General features: G+C 37.4%; 19 protein-coding genes, 1 riboswitch and 1 other annotated feature. Of the genes, 4 read left to right on the top strand and 15 right to left on the bottom strand.

Going from position 1 to position 17,175, the window contains the following annotated elements; translation table 11 throughout:
- Positions 1-21: 21 nt before the first annotated feature.
- The 7 genes from AB3H90_RS02970 to rplK all read right to left on the bottom strand — a co-directional run bounded on the left by AB3H90_RS02970 (position 22) and on the right by rplK (position 5,215).
- Positions 22-699 carry a TVP38/TMEM64 family protein gene (locus tag AB3H90_RS02970; protein WP_010720092.1) on the bottom strand — a complete coding sequence of 226 codons (678 nt, stop codon included), beginning with the start codon at positions 697-699 and terminating at the stop codon, positions 22-24.
- 391 nt (positions 700-1,090) lie between these two features.
- Positions 1,091-1,465, bottom strand: a complete 375-nt coding sequence (locus AB3H90_RS02965) for a hypothetical protein (protein ID WP_088745407.1) — start codon at positions 1,463-1,465, stop codon at positions 1,091-1,093.
- A 13-nt stretch (positions 1,466-1,478) separates the two neighbouring features.
- Positions 1,479-2,207 (bottom strand): hypothetical protein, encoded by a 729-nt coding sequence (locus AB3H90_RS02960; RefSeq protein ID WP_368016150.1) that lies wholly within the window; start codon positions 2,205-2,207, stop codon positions 1,479-1,481.
- Between the two features lie 484 nt (positions 2,208-2,691).
- Positions 2,692-3,060 (bottom strand): 50S ribosomal protein L7/L12, encoded by a 369-nt coding sequence (gene rplL / locus AB3H90_RS02955; protein WP_010720148.1) that lies wholly within the window; start codon positions 3,058-3,060, stop codon positions 2,692-2,694.
- A gap of 52 nt (positions 3,061-3,112) precedes the next feature.
- Complete coding sequence (gene rplJ, locus AB3H90_RS02950; RefSeq protein ID WP_010720149.1) at positions 3,113-3,616, bottom strand: 50S ribosomal protein L10; 504 nt, start codon at positions 3,614-3,616, stop codon at positions 3,113-3,115.
- 178 nt (positions 3,617-3,794) lie between these two features.
- Positions 3,795-3,920, bottom strand: a sequence feature (ribosomal protein L10 leader region).
- A 79-nt stretch (positions 3,921-3,999) separates the two neighbouring features.
- Positions 4,000-4,689 (bottom strand): 50S ribosomal protein L1, encoded by a 690-nt coding sequence (gene rplA / locus AB3H90_RS02945; protein WP_010720150.1) that lies wholly within the window; start codon positions 4,687-4,689, stop codon positions 4,000-4,002.
- A 103-nt stretch (positions 4,690-4,792) separates the two neighbouring features.
- A complete protein-coding gene (rplK, locus tag AB3H90_RS02940; protein ID WP_010720151.1) occupies positions 4,793-5,215 on the bottom strand; it encodes a 50S ribosomal protein L11 in 423 nt (140 codons plus the stop codon).
- Between the two features lie 539 nt (positions 5,216-5,754).
- Here rplK and sdaAB point away from each other — a divergent pair.
- Both sdaAB and sdaAA read left to right on the top strand, forming a co-directional pair.
- Positions 5,755-6,423 (top strand): L-serine ammonia-lyase, iron-sulfur-dependent subunit beta, encoded by a 669-nt coding sequence (gene sdaAB, locus AB3H90_RS02935; RefSeq protein WP_010720152.1) that lies wholly within the window; start codon positions 5,755-5,757, stop codon positions 6,421-6,423.
- A gap of 13 nt (positions 6,424-6,436) precedes the next feature.
- Positions 6,437-7,303, top strand: a complete 867-nt coding sequence (sdaAA, locus tag AB3H90_RS02930; protein WP_010738508.1) for an L-serine ammonia-lyase, iron-sulfur-dependent, subunit alpha — start codon at positions 6,437-6,439, stop codon at positions 7,301-7,303.
- A 252-nt stretch (positions 7,304-7,555) separates the two neighbouring features.
- Here the strand turns inward: sdaAA and AB3H90_RS02925 are convergent, their stop codons facing one another.
- The 4 genes from AB3H90_RS02925 to rpmG form a co-directional block, all read right to left on the bottom strand.
- Positions 7,556-8,440, bottom strand: a complete 885-nt coding sequence (locus AB3H90_RS02925; protein ID WP_368016149.1) for an alpha/beta fold hydrolase — start codon at positions 8,438-8,440, stop codon at positions 7,556-7,558.
- A gap of 243 nt (positions 8,441-8,683) precedes the next feature.
- Positions 8,684-9,229, bottom strand: a complete 546-nt coding sequence (nusG, locus tag AB3H90_RS02920; RefSeq protein ID WP_010720157.1) for a transcription termination/antitermination protein NusG — start codon at positions 9,227-9,229, stop codon at positions 8,684-8,686.
- A 99-nt stretch (positions 9,230-9,328) separates the two neighbouring features.
- Positions 9,329-9,499: a preprotein translocase subunit SecE gene (secE, locus tag AB3H90_RS02915; RefSeq protein ID WP_010720158.1), complete on the bottom strand. Its 171-nt coding sequence runs from the start codon at positions 9,497-9,499 to the stop codon at positions 9,329-9,331.
- A gap of 18 nt (positions 9,500-9,517) precedes the next feature.
- The gene (rpmG, locus tag AB3H90_RS02910) at positions 9,518-9,670 is read right to left on the bottom strand and encodes a 50S ribosomal protein L33 (RefSeq protein ID WP_002294578.1); all 153 of its coding nucleotides are present in this window, start codon (positions 9,668-9,670) and stop codon (positions 9,518-9,520) included.
- 160 nt (positions 9,671-9,830) lie between these two features.
- Between rpmG and cbpA the strand changes: the two genes are divergently transcribed.
- Positions 9,831-10,472: a cyclic di-AMP binding protein CbpA gene (cbpA, locus tag AB3H90_RS02905; RefSeq protein ID WP_010738510.1), complete on the top strand. Its 642-nt coding sequence runs from the start codon at positions 9,831-9,833 to the stop codon at positions 10,470-10,472.
- A 218-nt stretch (positions 10,473-10,690) separates the two neighbouring features.
- On the opposite strand, the gene AB3H90_RS02900 is transcribed toward cbpA, so the two are convergent.
- Positions 10,691-11,194, bottom strand: a complete 504-nt coding sequence (locus AB3H90_RS02900) for a QueT transporter family protein (protein WP_010720160.1) — start codon at positions 11,192-11,194, stop codon at positions 10,691-10,693.
- A 13-nt stretch (positions 11,195-11,207) separates the two neighbouring features.
- Positions 11,208-11,254: riboswitch (PreQ1 riboswitch) on the bottom strand.
- Positions 11,255-11,620: 366 nt separating this feature from the next.
- Here AB3H90_RS02900 and AB3H90_RS02895 point away from each other — a divergent pair.
- Positions 11,621-12,598, top strand: coding sequence for a diacylglycerol kinase family protein (locus AB3H90_RS02895; RefSeq protein WP_368016148.1), 978 nt, complete (start codon positions 11,621-11,623; stop codon positions 12,596-12,598).
- A gap of 426 nt (positions 12,599-13,024) precedes the next feature.
- On the opposite strand, the gene AB3H90_RS02890 is transcribed toward AB3H90_RS02895, so the two are convergent.
- From AB3H90_RS02890 to trmL, 3 genes are all read right to left on the bottom strand, one after another.
- Complete coding sequence (locus AB3H90_RS02890; protein WP_368016147.1) at positions 13,025-15,640, bottom strand: ATP-dependent RecD-like DNA helicase; 2,616 nt, start codon at positions 15,638-15,640, stop codon at positions 13,025-13,027.
- Positions 15,641-15,659: 19 nt separating this feature from the next.
- Positions 15,660-16,316 (bottom strand): histidine phosphatase family protein, encoded by a 657-nt coding sequence (locus AB3H90_RS02885; protein WP_010738514.1) that lies wholly within the window; start codon positions 16,314-16,316, stop codon positions 15,660-15,662.
- Positions 16,317-16,579: 263 nt separating this feature from the next.
- Positions 16,580-17,083: a tRNA (uridine(34)/cytosine(34)/5-carboxymethylaminomethyluridine(34)-2'-O)-methyltransferase TrmL gene (gene trmL, locus AB3H90_RS02880; protein ID WP_010720164.1), complete on the bottom strand. Its 504-nt coding sequence runs from the start codon at positions 17,081-17,083 to the stop codon at positions 16,580-16,582.
- Positions 17,084-17,175 lie beyond the last annotated feature (92 nt).

Below are 17,175 nucleotides of genomic sequence, written 5' to 3'. Positions count from 1 at the left end.
TTTAATCATTGATAATATCAATTATTTTACATGTCGTTTTCTACGATCCTTGTAAATAATTACCACTAGAAGTGTCAAAATAAGGACACTAGCTACTAACAACAAAGCCGTCTTACTATAGCCATGAAATAACGCTTCGCCTCCACAAGCATAAAGAATTGAGGAAGGAATCACGCCAATCACGATTGATAAAATGATGTCACGAATTTGTAGATTTAACGTCATCGCTGCAAAGTTGATAACGGAAGAAGGGATCACAGGAACCATGTACCCCACCATTACGCCAATTTTGGGATGTTTCATATTGCGGATCGCTGTTACCCAGCGATTGGATTTTTTTGAATGATCAAACAGCTTTAAATGTTGCATTAAAAAAATCGATAACATATTCCCAAAAGCATTACCAGAGACATTGATTAAAGTTCCTAGCAACGGACCATAGCTTAAACCTACCAATACACCGATGACAGAAGTAGGGATACCTGGAACAGCACACATCACGCTGATCAGTAATATCAAAAAGAGCGCTGTCCGAAAGCCATGTGATCGAATCTGATCCAGTAATGCTTGTCGACTGGTCTTGGGATCCAAAAACATTTGGATATCCGTCTGATACTCCAAATATAAACGATAACCAATAAATAGAATCAAAAGGAGTCCAATAATGATTAAGAAAACACGTAGTTTTTTTGTTTTCATTTTTCCACCTGCCTAAAATAATCCATCTTCTATTAGAGTATCACAAAAATAACTATGAGTCTTTTTTATTCATTTTACGCTTTTTATCACATTGGTAATTATTCAGAAGTATGAGAAAAAGAGTCTGGGGAATCACTTTAAAAACGGGTAAACGGTATTCAAAGAGCTGACCTTAGGCGATAAGTCAAAAAATCTCAAAACATGGGCAGCTGTTTCAAAAAATTCTTTCTTATTGTCATTGGAGCTACCCGATGCTTTCACAACTTCATTTTCGCGGTATTCCAAATTCTATCAGAAAATAAGCCGAAGAACACCAAAAATAGGGGATGCTATTTTTGGATTCTCCGGCTTATTTCTCAGAGCTAGACACTTCTGTCACAGCCTCTTCTGTTCATTTATTTTCCTTTTTTATATGTTCGAAAAAGTCTTTTTTTATCGTTAATCTGGCAAAGAAAATAACCAAAAGGATTCCTAAGATAATTAGATAGGGTATAAATGTAAGTGTTATTTCTTCTAACCCAAAATGATCGAATATTTTTTTTAATAAATAATCACTCAAAAAAACGAGAAAAAGCACACGAAACGTTCCCCAACCTTTCTCATTTGGCAGCATCTCAACCATACCGACAACAACAATAGGTACTCTAAAATAAATTTCATTGAGAGTAAATGAGTGATGCCCTTTCAAAATGAATTCTACACTTCCTATTAAAATAAACAATACAAGAAATACACCTATTATATATCTGGAATCGAACTTTTTCATCATTACACCTTACTTACATTGTTTTATATTCTGTTCCAATAAAAACAGTCTGCGAATCATTCCACATTTCCCGAACGTATAATCCAATCCAACCGTTCCCATTTGTATCTAGTGCTGCTGCAATAGCCTCTCCAGTACTTAATCCTTTTGCCCCCATATATCCTAGTAACAAATCAGCTGCTTTTGCAGTAATACCAAAAACATTTGCTGTAAATGCAACTACTGCTCCTACTGAAAGATCAGTAAGGAATGAAAAAAGATTTGTTCCTACCGCAATATTAGTATATCTCCAAGGCGTATAATAATATCTTGGACTAATATTGATAGGATTTGTACTCTCATCAATTGTAGCATACGCAAAATGCTCTGTGTTTACAACATAGTTGCCATCATACCCTTTTATTGTTTTTTCAACAATTACTTCTTTATCTGTTCTTTTTACGGCTAAAATTTCCGAAGTGGTAGGGTTTGAAATTTCAGTAGCTACAGCATTTAAATTTTCATCTAACAACTGACTGATTTTAGTATCACCATCATAAGAAACATTTACACTAAATTTCGGATTTTTATTTGCAACCGCATCAGTAAACAACTTGGATTCTGGTAAATCATTAATCTTATCAACTTTTGTTCCAATTTCAGCTGCAAATACAGTACTACTCAATCCTAGCACTGGGGAGACAGAAGTTGCAACTAACATAAGAGTTACCGAAGATAACACCGCTATTTTTTTTATATTCATATAACTTACCTCCAATATTATATTCTGTTATTTTAACCTTTTTTCATAGGAAGCGCTTTCTATGTTAACTACATTAAAACACATTTTTATTTAATTTGTTAAATAATTTATGTTTTTTAATAGAAGATGTTATGTTTTGTAACTTTAAATCTTTATTTATATATTATTTATACATTATTTTCTCTAAAAAATAACATTTTTTACTTTAAAATAAAAAATTAAATAATTCTATTTATCCTAGTCAAACTAAATTTATTGGAGAAAAAATATATTCAATACAAAAATACCAAACATAACACGTTTAAATATTTCGATAATACAGAAATCACCGAATATGATATTAGAAAGAACAGAAAGAAGCTTTTCTTCTTTCTGTTCCAGTTATTATAAGATTTCTCTATAGCAATATCATTTGACAAAGAGCCAAAAAAAGTACCGCAATCCTAAGTGAACAGGATTGCGGTACTCGAATCATTAAATAAAATTATTTAACAGTTACAGATGCGCCAACTTCTTCAAGTTTAGCTTTTAATTCTTCAGCTTCTTCTTTAGATACGCCTTCTTTAACTGGTGCAGGAGCTCCGTCAACTACAGCTTTAGCTTCTTTCAAGCCTAAGCCAGTTGCTTCACGAACTGCTTTGATAACTTTAACTTTTTGGTCTCCAGCTGCAGTTAATTCTACAGTGAATTCTGTTTGTTCTTCAGCAGCAGCAGCGCCACCAGCAGCAACTGCAGCTACAGGAGCAGCAGCAGATACGCCAAATTCTTCTTCAATAGCTTTAACTAAGTCGTTAAGTTCTAGGATAGTTGCTTCTTTTAACTCAGCAACAATGTTTTCAATGTTCATTGCCATTATAATTTCCTCCGTTTTAGATGTTCGTATTTTTATTTATGCTATGCGGCTATTAAGCTGCATCTCCATCTTCTTTGTCTGCCACTGCTTTGACAGCGTAAGCCACGTTGCGGACTGGCGCTTGTAGTACAGATAGCAACATAGATAGAAGTCCTTCGCGGTTTGGCAATTTTGCCAATGCTGTGATTTCTTCCAATGAAGATACTTTACCTTCGATGATACCGCCTTTGATTTCTAATGCTTTTGCTTCTTTAGCAAATTCGTCCATGATTTTCGCTGGTGCTACAACGTCTTCGTTACTAAATGCAACGGCTGTAGGTCCAGTGAATACTTCGTCTAAGCCTTCTAATCCAGCTTTTTTAGCGGCACGTGAAAGGATTGAGTTTTTGATAACTTTCATTTCTACGTTTGCATCACGAAGTTGTTTACGTAAACGAGTCACTTCATCAACAGTTAAACCACGGTAGTCAACTACGACTACAGAAGCTGCTGCTGTAAATTTTTCGCTCACTTCATCAACGATTGCTGCTTTTTTTGCGATAATTGCTTCACTCATTTTTGAGTTTCACCTCCTGAATTTTGATGGAAGAGTTTTTACACTTGATCATTGACCAAGTATTGTTCATCATCTACTCACTTCGTTCTTAGTGATTCATCATGCTTCGCTTGAGAGGGAACTTCGCTCACTCTGTTCGCCAAGTATTGTTCATCATCTACTCACTTCGTTCTTAGTGATTCACAATAAAAAAACTCTATGCCACCGTAGACATAGAGGGACTATTGAAAGTATTCAATAAACGTCCTCGGTAGGAAATTAAGGCTACGCCACCTACTGTCTTCGGTACAAGTTAATTATTAACCTCAACTAGCTTAGCATGCTAAACTAGTTGAGTCAAGAATTATTTTTCAGTTGGATCAATCAACGTTCTAATTCAAGAATTAGAAAGAAGCTTGGTCTACATGGATACCAGGTCCAAATGTTGTTGTAACTGTGATATTTTTCATGTATTGACCTTTAGCTGCTGATGGTTTAGCTTTCACTAATACATCATGGATTGTTGCAAAGTTTTCAACTAATTTTTCATTGTCGAATGATACTTTACCGATTGGTACATGGATGTTTCCAGCTTTGTCTACGCGGTAAGTAACTTTACCAGCTTTTACTTCGTTAACAGCTTTTGTTACGTCCATTGTTACAGTACCTGTTTTAGGGTTTGGCATTAAGCCTTTAGGTCCTAAAACACGTCCTAGACGACCAACAGTTGCCATCATATCAGGTGTAGCAACAACTACGTCAAAGTCAAACCATCCGTTTTGGATTTTTTGAACCATGTCGTCGTCACCAACGAAATCTGCACCAGCTGCTTCAGCTTCTTTTGCTTTGTCTCCTTTAGCAAAAACTAAAACAGTTTGTGTTTTACCAGTTCCGTTTGGTAATACTACAGCACCACGAATTTGTTGGTCTGCTTTTTTAGGGTCTACGTTCAAACGGTATGCAACTTCAACAGTCGCGTCAAATTTTGCAATGTTTGTTTCTTTTGCTAAAGCTACAGCCTCGGCAACAGGATAAACTTTACTTGAATCAACTTTTTTTAATGCGTCTTGCATTTTTTTGCTCTTTTTAGCCATTTTGGTTCCTCCTTGATTGTGGTTATAACGGTTGTACCTCCCACGTGTTCTATATCTTTCAATACAGAGCCAACTGAGAAGCTACTTTCTTAGGGTGTAGCGATTATTCTACAGTGATCCCCATGCTTCGTGCAGTTCCTTCAACCATGCGCATAGCTGCTTCGATGTCAGCTGCGTTTAGGTCTTCCATTTTTAATTCAGCGATTTCTTTTACTTGATCGCTAGAAACTTTAGCAACTTTAGTTTTGTTTGGTTCGCCTGAACCTTTATCGATTTTTGCAGCTTTTTTCAATAATACTGCAGCTGGTGGTGTTTTTGTAACGAATGTGAATGAACGGTCTTCGTATACAGAAATAACAACCGGAATGATTAGACCTGCTTGATCAGCTGTACGAGCGTTGAATTCTTTAGTGAATCCCATGATATTGATACCCGCTTGACCTAGTGCAGGACCTACTGGTGGAGCTGGAGTTGCTTTACCTGCAGGAATTTGCAATTTAACGATTTTTTCTACTTTCTTTGCCACGAGACATACCTCCTTAAGTCCGTGATGTGGTTAATTGGAGATGCATATTTCTCCTCCCACGTTTTCACTCATAATCCTTCGATTATCAGTCAAAATAATGCATATGACAATGCACACTGATACAGTATAGCAAATATATTCTATTTTTCAAGATTTTTTTCTGATAAATGTTTAATTTATTGCTTGAACCTCTAAAAAAAAACTAAAAATCAACAGGAAGTCCACCTCATCTTCCTTCTTTTGTGATACACTTACGCTGAAAAGAAAACAAGCGAAAATACATAAGGTATCACTACCGCTCACTCATTAGTAATTTAGAAATTTCTGCTTTCTTCTATTTAAAAATATAAAAATATTGTTCGATATATTTTCATAGCTATCATTGATGCGTTTCCTAGATTAATGCACGCTTGTGAAATATTTATTTAATTTAACTAATGTAGTTTATGTTTCAAAAATGATGAGGAAACGAGTAAGCGAGCTATACACAGTTCACTTACTTTTGCTGGGGTGTTTATCTATTTTAAAGAGGTGGAAAAATGAAAGAATTAAGATATCGTAGTGTTTTTGACATTATTGGTCCAGTCATGATCGGTCCAAGCAGCTCTCACACTGCTGGAGCTGCTCGAATCGGCAAAATCGTCCGTAGTATTTTTGGGGAACAACCAGATTCTGTGGATATCTATCTTTATGAATCATTTGCAAAAACCTATCGGGGACACGGAACAGACATCGCCTTAGTTGGTGGTTTGTTAGGCATGGAACCAGATGATGAGCGTCTGGCAGATTCACTGCAGTTAGCTTATGAAGCAGGAATGGAAGTTCTCTTTGTGCCTAAGGGTGAAAAAGCAGAGCATCCTAACTCCGTTAAACTATTGTTGAAAAAAGGAAAACGGAAACTTTCAGTCACTGGTATCTCGATTGGTGGCGGAAATATCCAAATCTCGGAATTAAACGGCTTCAAAATCTCATTAAGCATGGGAACACCGACCTTTATCATCGTTCATCAAGATGTACCTGGGATGATTGCTAAAGTAACGAATATCCTTTCAGAAACAAATACAAATATCGGTACAATGACTGTTACACGAGAATCAAAGGGTGAAAATGCCATTATGATTATCGAAGTAGATGATCCACAAGTAGATGACACTATAAGTAAACTAACGCAATTACCGAAGATCGACAGCGTTAATTATTTTGATTAAAGGAGGAAGAAAGATGTTTTTCTCTATTGAAGAGTTGGTTCGCCAAGCAGAAAATTATCCTAGTGTCGCAGAATTAATGATTGCTGTTGAAATGGATATGAGTGGTCGTCCACGAGAACAAATCATTGCAATCATGGAAAAAAACCTCAGTGTCATGGAACAATCCATCGCTGAAGGAAACGAAGGTGTAACGTCTGTGACTGGAATCACTGGCGGTGATGCCCAAAAACTAGCTCGTTACTTAAAAGAAGCCGACTTTTTAAGTGGTGAAACCATTTTGTCAGCAGTCCGCAACGCTATCGCTGTCAACGAAGTAAATGCAAAAATGGGGTTGATTTGTGCCACCCCTACAGCAGGAAGCGCTGGTGTTGTACCTGGTGTCCTCATGGCTGTCCGTGACCGATTGTCTTTGACCCACGAACAACAGATTGAGTTTCTTTTTACCGCTGGTGCCTTTGGATTAGTCATTGCCAATAACGCCTCCATCAGTGGTGCAGAAGGCGGATGCCAGGCAGAAGTTGGTTCAGCAAGTGCAATGGCCGCTGCCGCCCTAGTCTGTGCAAAAAATGGCACGCCCCATCAAGCAGCCCAAGCTATCGCAATTACGCTGAAAAACATGATGGGTCTGATTTGTGATCCTGTCGCAGGCCTCGTTGAAGTCCCTTGTGTTAAAAGAAACGCCCTCGGCTCTTCTCAGGCATTCATCTCGGCAGATATGGCCTTAGCAGGAATCGAAAGTGTCATCCCACCAGATGAAGTCGTCGCAGCGATGTATCAAGTAGGTCGTCAGATGCCAGCCATCTTTAAAGAAACGGCTGAAGGTGGTTTGGCGGTTACACCAACAGCAAAGCGTTTGACTGAAGATATATTGAATCGATAACCATTACTTGGTTTTATGATCTTTTACTCCCCATGAATACAACTATATTTTAGAGGTTGAGACAAAAGTGTTTATTCGTTTTTAGAGATATGTAGAAGAGACTGAGACAATTTTTGTCCCAGTCTCTATTTTCATCTTAGCTGCACCTTTACGTCGTATCTCACACTGATTGATGCTCTGAATCGTTCATCTTCGATTTTCGTCCTTCTTTTTCTTAATCTCTCCTCAGAATGAAACACTTTTTAATGCCCTCTACTTCATGTTCCAAAGAAACTGGCGCGTGAGGGCATCAACTTCTTTATTCTCATGAAGCATACTATGCGTTACGTTCTCCCCTGTGATCACTTTTTCTTCCACTTGATTTCCATGTTGCTTCAATAACGCATACGCTGCTAAAGCGCTGCTTAATGGCACCGTCCCATCACTTAAATCCGTCTCACTCACTTGTCCTGCAATCAGCAGGATTTGTGTAGTGGTTGGCACATTGCCAATAAGTCGTTGGTAGTCTTGATAACGACTAGAAGCTATCGCTGGACCATTAGCTAATTCATCGCTGATACTTTGCCCATTATTTTCTTCAAAGTCATTGAATGGTGCGGCAATTGCCACGAATTTATCCACTTTAGGCAACGTTTGATCTTGTCCATAAGTAGCTAAATACCGAAGACCACTGACGCCCCCCATCGAATGTCCTACCAGATTCACTTGATTGATTCCATACGTCTGTTGCAAATAACTTAAGCAGTCTTTGATCCATTCTGTTTGGTTCCATTCATTATTTTTATTATCTACAAATAGAACTTGGATCATTGGATTATCTGCTTCTTTTGAAAGTTCTCCTTCTGCCTGTACATTGCCATCGACATCAACCGTCAATGTTAATTCTTTTTTCCCACTCTCTGATGATTCCAGGCGCTGGATCATTCCTTTGAATGAATTAACTGTCCCACTATATCCATGGAAAAACAAAGTAGGGGTAGTCGATTGCGTTTCCTTTTCTTTCGTTGCTTGCGTTGTTTCAACTGTTTTAGCAGCTTCAGACGACTGACTTGTTTCTTTTGTCTGACAGCCACTTATAAAAAGAACACTGACCATCAATAAAAAGCCGACGATTCCAGACTTTCTCCAATTTTTCATTGTTTCTCCTTTCTAATTTGATTGATTCTCTGACTAGCATTCTCAATTTTCCACTGACAAATCGGCTCAAATTCCCAACCTATATTAGTGGTTATTCGTGAACGACTTGAAAAAATAAACCGAAATATTGCAAAAATAGGTTAAACAATTTTTGCAAATCTCGGTTTCAATCTTTTAGTCGTGATGCTATCTGATCGTCGCATGGATTTCTATTTAAAAATCCATCCTCAGATAGTTGAATACTTAGTCGATTTTATCTACTTGTTCAAAATCAAGTTCAGTACTTGTTTCACGACCAAACATATCAATATTAACTTTTAGTTTTTCTTTTTCTTCATCTACTTCAGTTACTTGACCTTCTAAGCCTGCAAAAGCACCTTCGATGATCTTGATTACTTCGCCAACTTCGATCTCTAGATCTGTTTGACGAAGACTCATACCGATTGAACGTAAGATGTGACTTACTTCTTCTGGCAATAATGGAGCTGGCTTACTACCTGCACCATGTGACCCTACAAATCCTGTTACACCAGGTGTATTACGTACAACATACCAAGAAGCATCTGTCATAATCATTTCTACTAAGACATAACCAGGAAATGTTTTATGAACGATTTCTTTTTCTTTTCCGTTCTTTACTTCTTTCTCAGTTTCTTCAGGAACAACTACACGAAAAATAAAGTCAGCCATTTTCATACTTTGCGCACGTGATTCGATATTTGCTTTTACTTTGTTTTCATAACCAGAGTATGTATGTAGTACATACCAATTTTTTTCAAAAGATTCCATTAAAGGCTCCTCATTTCGTTGTAAAATAAAAAAACCCCAGTTTCCCGAAGTTTTTCTTCACGTTGATTATAGCACGATATCCTTGCTTTTACTAGCGACTTATTTTAGTAAGTAAGCAAATAAGCTTTGGATCGCTGTGTCCATTACGAAAAACATCACACCAAAGATAATTGATGTTTCAATGACAACTAGTGTGTCTTTGCGTAATTGTTTGCCACTAGGCCAAGTCACTTGTTTCATTTCATCTTTTACACTTTTAATGAATTTCATTGCGGGCCCTCCTGTCCTCTATTTTGTTTCTTTATGTAATGTGTATTGATTACAATATTTACAAAATTTATTGATTTCCAAACGTTCGCCACTTTTTCCTTCACTAACCGATTTGGTATAGTTTCTAGAACCACAAACGGAACAAGCTAATGCTGCTTTCTTCTTTGCCATCCGCTCCTACCTCCTCACTGAAAATCAAAATTATACTCATTTACAGTATCATGGAAAAGATTTTCTGTCAATTCGAGATTGAATAACCTATTGTTTTATAATTAATTATGATATGATTAATTTGAAATTAAGTAAAAATGAGATACATGGAGGTAACTTTATGCTACTAAAAACACTCGTATATAAGAAAAAAGATTTAACAACTGTCACAGAAACTAGTACCTTGGAAGAAGCCTTAGCGATTCTAGAATCCTCTGGTTATCGTTGTGTGCCAATTTTAGATGCTTCAGGAAATATTTTCCGTGGAAATATTTACAAAATGCACATTTATCGTCACAAAGCGAATGGTGGAGATATGACTTTACCCGTCACCCACCTCTTGAAAAATGCAACAAAATTCATTTATTTAGATACTTCATTCTTTAAAATATTTTTTACGATCAAAGAGTTGCCTTATATCGCTGTTCTTGACAATGACAATCATTTCTACGGTATTTTGACCCACAGTACATTGCTAAACATGCTTTCACAATCTTGGAGCGTAGAACAAGGCAGCTATGTTTTAACGATTGCTTCTACTGGAAAACAAGGAGATTTAGCTACGATCGCTAAAATCATCGCAAAACATAGTAGTATCGCCAGTTGCATCACGTTAGATATTGAAAAAGAAGAATACATCCGTCGTACACTGATCACGTTACCTGCACATACAGATCAAAAAGTTTGCGACACGATCGTGAACCATCTTGAAAAGAAAAATTACAAAGTGATCGAAATCGAAAATTTACAAAACCCTGAATAAATGTGTAAAGGATCAGTCAACTTTACGACTTTACGACTTTACGATAGAAAAAAACATACTAAGATTAGCGGATAGAATCAATAACGGTTGGTTCAATCCGCTAATTTTTCAGAAATAAAAACAGTAGCTAAAGATGAATTTCTTTTAACTACTGTTATCCCTTTTTATAAATATATTTTAACTGATTAACAGGTTTTCCTCTATCTACCTATTGATCGCTATACTCTTTTTTCAAAGTCTAGGGAACGATCCAAGTAATACATCAATGGTGCAGAAATAGCCATAATGATGAACTCACTCAAAGCTAGCGTACCGTAAGTTGTCCAAAATGCTTGTCCACCAGTTGGTACCAACATGTACGCAATCAATCCCATACTAATTGTAAAGAAAAGCGTATTTAATGCTAATCTTATTTTGACATTCTTTACTTTATTTTGTAGCAAAGCAGTCAACCCCAATGAAATCAAGGTTTGTCCCCCACCATAGACCACATCTAATATACCAAAACCAAAAAATGCGTTATAGACAATGACGCCACCTAACACGCCCCAAAGTAATTTCCGGTTGAAGACTACTAAGTGATTCAAGCTTTCAGAAATACGAAATTGAATAGGTCCAGAAGAGACTGGTGCCACTAAAATCGTAAGTGCCAAATACAAAGCCATAATGATTCCATTTACTACAACGACCATCAATCGTTGGCGTTCTACCGTTTTTTGCATAAAATATTCCTCATTTCTCCTAGTTTTTTTAATGCGGGATGGTTGATGAACCGCAGCTGTCATAAGCAAGGATTCATTATAGCAGATATCCCCGCGATTTGAAACTGCTCCTACAAAAAACGTTCTCTAAATATAAGTCTTTTGCTTCTATGCTATTTATTCAAATCAGGGTGAACTTTACCTCTTATTTATGCACGGTGCTTTTTCAAAATTCCTCTTCTCTGCTATAATAGCCAAGAATAAAAAATAATGTTTGTTTTCTTAGTTTCGCTAAGACACAAACCATGTAAAATTAACGATAGAAGTTTCAGTTACTTGTTCACTAAATGACTAAGCAAAAAATAGTTTGATCATTTTTTCTATTTTAATGAATGAGTGGAATGAGTGAGATTTACTCATCTTCTGAATCAGATGCAGGAGGTAAAAATGAATTTCCATTATTACTTATTGATCAATCCAGCTGCTGGAAGTGGTGCTGGTAAAAAAGTAGCAGAAAAAATGATTCCGTTATTTGCCGAAAAAAAGCTTCACTATTCGATCCAATACAGTGAGTATCCAGGGCATGATGCTAAAATTGCCGAAGAGTTAGCGAAAGAAACATTAGTTGAATGGACAGACGAACCACAAGAAAGCGAGTCTGAATTTCCCCTACTCGTGATCATCGGTGGTGATGGCACACTGCATCAAGTGTTAAATACCTTTTATCAACTAGATGTGGCATTTCCAGTAGCCTATATTCCCGCAGGCTCTGGCAATGATTTCGCTCGAGGGATTGGGTTACCTAGAAATGCCGAGAAAGCATTAGAAAATATCCTAAAGACGAACAAACCTCAAGAAATCAACCTCTTAACTTACGAGGAAAAAGTGAGTGACAAACAAGGTGTAGTAGTAAACAATTTTGGCATTGGCTTAGATGCGGCAATCGTCCATGCTACAAACCACTCTACTTCAAAAACAAAATTAAATAAATATAATTTAGGTTCTTTTGCTTACCTATTTTCTATCCTACGTGTCTTTTTTGGGCAAAAAGGGTTTCCAATCTTAGTGGACATTGGCGGAAAACAAATCAGTTTTGACAAAGCCTTTTTATGTACTGCAACGAACCATCCTTATTTTGGTGGCGGTGTAGCGATTGCGCCGACAGCAGAAATTGCCAAACCAACGATCGATCTAGTTGTTGTTGAACGAGTGAATTTATTCAAAATCTTGGGAATCATCTTCTTATTACTACAGAAAAAGCAAATGAAATCAAAAAATTTCCATCATTTTACTACTAGCAGATTGCGCATACTATCAACTGTTCCTCAGTATGGTCAAGAAGATGGTGAAGATAGCCAAAAACAACCTTTTGATTTGCAATTAGCTACCAAAAAGCAACTGTTTTGGTGTAACGTGTCACATTGATTTTGCCAATTTTATATACATTTTCTTCCATGGGTAAGATAACACCATAAAAAGAGCTGGAGATATTGAAGAGACCGCAAAAGTCAGACTTGTTGGGCTAACTTTTGCGGTCTTTATCTATCTCTTGGCTCTTAAAAAATAAGTAACATTCTCATTAGGAGCGATTCAAGTGAGCCTGAGCCAAAACTTGCCTCAGGCTCTTCTACCTATCTCTAAAAACGGATAAACGGTGTTCAAACATCAGCTCCTTGAAATAAGCCTGAATTTTTCAAAACATGAGAAGCTGTTTCAAAAAATTCTTTCTTATTGTCATCAGAGCTACCCGATGTTTTCACGACCTCTTGCTAAACGGCGTTCAAGAAGCAACTCCTCAACAATAAGCGATGATTTTCTAAAATATGAGGAGCTATTTAAAAAAATCCTCTCTTATTCGGAGCTAAACACTTCTTTCACAGCCTCTTGCTCCATCCCAATCATTGGATCAATCCACTGTTTTTCAATCGCTTCGGTTGTTAAAATATATGTTTTTGGTAGTTGCTCTGTTGGTGCTTCTTCCATCACTTTTGATTCGACAGCCGTTTCGGTTGTGTCTTGTTCTACTGATAAAGTAAAGAGATCATCGCCAACATTTCCCTCCGTTGAATCTACGGCATTTTCTTGAGCGGCTTGTTGAGTTGTCTCTGTTTTTATGGAATGAGCAGTTTCTCCCGCCTTAGTATAATTTCCTTCTTCAAAAGGATCATTACCTACAAGGGAATCTTCATAAGCGACAAGCTTCGTCCGTGTAACAAGACTCATACTGTCATTTTCTTCGATCCGCTTCTTCAATGTCGTCATTCGACTAGCCGATTCATTCGCAACGCAGGTAACGTACGCTTGTTCTTCTCCAAGTAGAATCAATAGTTCTTTACTTCTTGTGACAGCCGTGTAGAGAAGATTCCGTTGCAACATCCGTTGGTACTGATGAACCATCGGAAAAATGACCATCTTAAATTCGCTTCCTTGAGATTTATGGATCGAGCAACAATAAGAAAGGGTGATTTTATTCCATTCATTGCGTTTGTAAGTCACTTCATTCGCATCAAATTGAATCACTAATTCATCCACTTTATCTTCTGAATCTTTCGCTAACACGATTCCCGTGATCTCACCCATATCACCATTAAACACATTGAGTTCAGGTGTGTTCACTAATTGTAATACTTTATCACCGATTCGATAAACAGTCTCATTCCAGTGGACTTCTTTCCGCCCTGCACCTCCAGGGTTAAAAATCGACTGCATCATTTTGTTTAACGCATCGATTCCAGCTGGTCCACGGTACATTGGCGCCAAGACTTGGATATCTTGTGCAGTGAAGCCTTTATTTTTGGCTTTTTCAACAATCTTTGCGATTAAAGGTTCGATACTATAGGCATCGCTTCGAAAGAAAGAACGATCTTTTTGGTTTTGCAAAAAATCACTTGGTAAATGACCTTCTTTGATTTCATGAGCAAGGGGGATAATACTCGATCCGTCTCCCTGCCGATAAATTTGATTCAATTCCACTTTCGGGATTTGGTCAATTCCTAATAAATCATGCAAGACTTGTCCCGGTCCGACAGAAGGTAATTGATCTTTATCTCCTACTAAAATCACTTGCATGTTGGTAGGGATGGCTTTAAATAGCGTATTAGCTAGCCATGTATCGACCATCGACATTTCATCGATGATCAACAACCCACCTTCTAATTCTTTCGTACTTACTGAAGGAGATTTTTCTCGACCATTCAAACCTAGTAGTCGATGGATCGTGCTGGCAGGTAATCCTGTCGTCTCATTCATTCGTTTGGCTGCTCGACCAGTTGGTGCAGCCAGTAGAATCGGAAAAATTTCTTGGGTATATTTGTTTGGATCTAATTCTAAGCCATTTAATTCTGCAAACAAGTTGACGATCCCATTGATAACTGTTGTTTTCCCTGTGCCGGGACCCCCAGTTAAAATAAATAAAGGTGATCGGATTGCTTCCGAAATTGCTTTTTCTTGCGATTCTCCATATTGGATACCAAATATTTTTTCAATTCGCCGAATGTTTTTCTGCACTTCTTTTTCGTCATAGTTGATTTCTTTTTTCCGACTAAGTAACCGTTGAATCGAGTTACCGATCCCCCATTCTGAGAAATACAGACTATTTTCATAGAGATTGGTTTCTTCTTGTTGGATCTTACCTTCTTCCACAAGTTGAATAATGACCGTCGCTACTTGATCAGGTTGGATCTCAATTGGTCGACTGGTTTCCAGAATTTTGATTGTTTGATGAAGAAGCGTTTCAGCTGGTACATATGTATCGCCAGTTTGAACAGCATGTTGAAAAATCTGATGTAAAACTGCAGCTCGAATCCGTCTTGGTGAATCAGCCGCGATCCCTAATTGTTCTGCAAGATTATCTGCTCTTTTAAAGCCGATCCCTTCCACATCTTCGACTAACTGATAGGGATTTTCCTGGATGATATCTAAAGCTTCATTTTTATATGCTTGATAGATACTAAAAGCTAACTGACTACCAAAGCCATAACGATTCAAGCCCATGATCACTTGATCCATCCCATGGTTCAAACGAATCGTCTCAACGATCATATCTCTTTTGGCCTGATTCAAGCCTGCGATTTGTTCTAATACGGACGGCTCTTCGATGATTTTTTCAATCGCTTCTTCACCTAGTTGCTCCACGATCTTCTCAGCTGTTTTCTTGCCAATCCCAGGAAATTTTTCACTGGATAGATAACCCACGATCCCGTTGACTGTTGTTGGTTTCTCCTGCTCATAGCGTTCAACCTTTAACTGTCGCCCATATTTAGGATGATCGACTAATTCGCCGTAAAAACGATAAAGCTCATTTTCTTGGATCTCACCAAAGCTTCCAGTGACCACAATTTCTTTTTCACGATAGTCAGCTGTTGTTTCAGTGAGCCGAACCAACAGTACTTTATAAAAATTACTTGGATTTTGAAAAAAGATTGCGGCAACTGTACCAACAAAATAAGGCATTTCTTCTGGCTGCATCTTGCCGCCTCCTTTCCAATTAGAGTAATGGTTCTGGTTTTGTCTCTTTTCCTAAAAAGTCAATTTCGTTCCAAACTTTTAATTCATAAGGCAACAAATTGTTGGGTTCTCCTGTTTCTAAAATCGTCAAACTACTATTATATAAGCCACCCATTTCTCTTAGTTGACTCAGTTTTTTTCCTGTCAACCATTGGATCGCCGCAGTTAATGATGCCCCATGTCCAACAAACAAGATCGGTCCATCATGTAAAGCAACGGCATCAGCCACAACTGTTTCAATACGAGTAATGGCACATTCGATCGCTTCTCCTTTAAAAGGTGTCGGATCATAACGATCTAAGTGGTTACGTAGATTGGGAAGGTTTTCCGGATATCGTTCGTACATTTCATCAATTGATTGACCTTCTAATTCTCCTAAACCCAATTCTCTTAATTTATCAGTATAAATAATTTCGACTGGATGCGCTAATTCTTGGTTGATCCCTTCGGCTGTGTCACGGGCACGCTTAGCGGTACTTGAATAGATTGCTTTAAATGGTACATACTTCACTTTTTTACCAAATGCTTTGATTTCCTCATAGCTTTCAGGTAAAAGTGGTGAGTCGCCTTGGCTTCCTTGAAAACGGCGTTCGAGATTCCATTGTGTTTTTCCATGTCGGGTAAAATATAATTCCATTTATATCGGACTCCTTATAGGCTCATTTAGACAAAGATGATGCTACTATTTTATAAAATTTGTTCCTTAAAAACAAAGAACTCCTTCAATAAAAAGTCCTTGTGATTATTCGTATTGAATCAGAATACTTGATAAATGACCTCTTGATAAACGGTATTTTCCAAGTTGATTCTGTGCATTAAGTCCAAACCAAGTAAAACATGAAAAGCTGTTTTTCTTTGTTTCTCCTTAATGCTTAAATCAGAGCACTTGAAAAATGACCTCTAGTCTAGTTTATCATTTTCATAATGGTGCGTTAACTCTAAATTAGGAAATCCTTGTTGGCGCAATGCTTCATAGACGATCATTGCAGCCGTATTTGAGAGATTCAATGAACGGACATGTTCGTCATTCATTGGGATTCTTAAACATTTTTCTTCATTTTCACGCATAAATTCTTCAGGTAACCCTGTTGTTTCCTTGCCGAATAAAAAGAAATGGTCTTCTCCATCAGCGAAATTTTCGTCACTATATACTTTATGGGCAAATTTCGATACCAAATGAAGTTTACGTTCCCCTAAATAAGCCATAAAAGCATCTAAATTTTGATGATAGGTAATATTGACATCGTTCCAATAATCCAATCCTGCACGTTTTAGATGTTTATCATCTGTTGAAAATCCTAACGGTTCAATCAAGTGCAAGGGCGTGTTGGTTGCTGCACAAGTTCGGGCAATGTTTCCAGTATTTGCTGGAATCAATGGTTCAAATAAAACGATATGGTTCATTAAGATCCATCCTCTCATCTATATGTTAACTAACTAGTAGTGATTTTGGCATAAAAAAAAACGTATCAACTCGGTGTCAGTCACTGCGAGTC

Origin of the sequence: Enterococcus sp. C63, assembly GCF_040887215.1 — a bacterium.
Lineage (GTDB): Bacteria > Bacillota > Bacilli > Lactobacillales > Enterococcaceae > Enterococcus_B > Enterococcus_B hirae.
The sequence above is the reverse complement of the archived record's forward strand: the minus strand, read 5'-3'. Positions and strand labels throughout refer to the sequence as shown.